Source organism: Bacteroides sp. OF03-11BH (assembly GCF_003604005.1).
Lineage (GTDB): Bacteria > Bacteroidota > Bacteroidia > Bacteroidales > Bacteroidaceae > Bacteroides > Bacteroides ovatus.
This window is the reverse complement of sequence record NZ_QTMW01000093.1, coordinates 3,263-4,819: the sequence shown is the minus strand read 5'-3', so window position 1 is coordinate 4,819 and position 1,557 is coordinate 3,263. Positions and strand designations below refer to the sequence as shown.

Sequence of the window (1,557 nt, the reverse complement as noted above, 5' to 3'; positions counted from 1 at the left end):
CCTTGAAGATTGATGTTCTCTTGTTCTTGTTGTTCAGTATGTTCATTGTCTTTTGATTTTTAAGTTATTGTTCATTTCTTTTTTTCGTTGTCAGTTGCAGATACTCGTTCAAGTCCTTGCAACCGTCATAGAGGGCGGAACGGTCGCAGACACGTTCCCCATAGTGTTCTTTCAGCATTTCCAACGTACGCCGTCCGGCTTCGTCACGGTCGAGGTAACAGTCTATGCGTCCGTAACCGTCCAGATACCTCATAGCCTTTTCCACGTTGGAAATGGAGTTCAGCACAAGGCAATCACCCGTTTCCAATCCGAGCGTGACAGCGGAAAGGAAGTCCATGAAGCCCTCAAAGACGCTGCACACGTCAGACGGAGAACCTTCTGCCTTGACCAGCGACACATCCTTCGGCGGTACGCATCCTTTGAAGAAACGGCTGCGGATTTCATATCCGCCAGCCACGTTCGGGAAGCCGACGGCGAAATACCGTTTGCCACGCACACCGTAATTCAGTCGGCAGCAATAGCGTGATGCGACAACGTAAGGGATGCCCCGTTCCGCAAGATAATCCGTCAGTGGAGAACGAAGCAGCGGGACGGCTTCCACTCCCTCAAAGGCAGGTTCTGACGGTTTAGGCAGAAAAGTAGGTTTACTCACTTCGGGGACAGGCATAGGCATATTGGCGGTTCCCGCTATAAACTTCACTTGTTCCATGAAGTCGCCGCTTCCGAGAAATTCCCCGGCAAGCGTGAAGATGTCGCCGCCCTTGCCAAGCCCGAAGTCGTACCAGAGCTGTTTCGCCACGTTCACACGGAAAGAGGGCGTGCGCTCATTGCGGTATGGCGCACGATACCACAACTCGTTGCCGCTTCTTCGGACAGGCTCATGTCCCCGCCGTGCGAGGAAGTCTGCAAGGGATATTTGCCTCATGGCGTCAATTTCCCTCCGTTCCATGCGGCGCGTCAGTTAATGATGAACTTGATACCCACGCCCCACTGCGTGTGGAACTTCCTCGTGTCGCCACCCCACAGGCAACGCTCCCGGAGGTTGGCAAGCAGAGCAATACGGTCTGCCACGTAAAATTCCACATCGAGCGTCAGTGCACCGCCGTAGATAAAGGCGTCCCGGTCATGGAGCGTGGAGCCGTCATGCAGCACCTTTTCGCCCCAGTTCACCGATTCATATCCGGCAAGAGCCGAAGCCCCCGCATAAACAAACACGATTTTACGGGCATCGGAGAGTATCTTGAAGTAGTAGCCGCCCTCCGCCGTGAACTGCGCCACGGGTATCTTTCCGTCCTTGTAAGGGTTGTTCTTCAACAGATACTCGCCGCCGAACACCCATTTGTTCCCCTTTTTCGTGTAGGTGGAAAGAGCCGCCCCAAAGCTGTACCCGCTGTCCTTGCCGCCGGGATTGAAGCCGTCCGCCATGTTCGCCCTGACCTCGATGCCCTGCATCTTCGGCAGGCATCGCTGGGCGTGCGCCTGCCCCGTACACAGGGCAAGCGACGCGATGATTATTGCGATGTACTTTCTCATGGTCAACGCACTTGAAGTTCGTTA

The 1,557-nt window shown here is 54.5% G+C and carries 2 protein-coding genes; both read right to left on the bottom strand.

Annotation, left to right across the window (positions count from 1 at the left end):
* Nucleotides 1-64: 64 nt before the first annotated feature.
* Nucleotides 65-949, bottom strand: coding sequence for a toprim domain-containing protein (locus DXA54_RS27465; protein ID WP_120081176.1), 885 nt, complete (start codon nucleotides 947-949; stop codon nucleotides 65-67).
* An 8-nt stretch (nucleotides 950-957) separates the two neighbouring features.
* The gene (locus tag DXA54_RS27460; protein ID WP_120081174.1) at nucleotides 958-1,533 is read right to left on the bottom strand and encodes a conjugal transfer protein TraO; all 576 of its coding nucleotides are present in this window, start codon (nucleotides 1,531-1,533) and stop codon (nucleotides 958-960) included.
* Nucleotides 1,534-1,557 lie beyond the last annotated feature (24 nt).

Bases quoted from the DNA above. Each gene is read 5' to 3' on its own strand.
- DXA54_RS27460 (WP_120081174.1), bottom strand. From the start codon at position 1,533: ATGAGAAAGTACATCGCAATAATCATCGCGTCGCTTGCCCTGTGTACG.
- DXA54_RS27465 (WP_120081176.1), bottom strand. From the start codon at position 949: ATGGAACGGAGGGAAATTGACGCCATGAGGCAAATATCCCTTGCAGAC.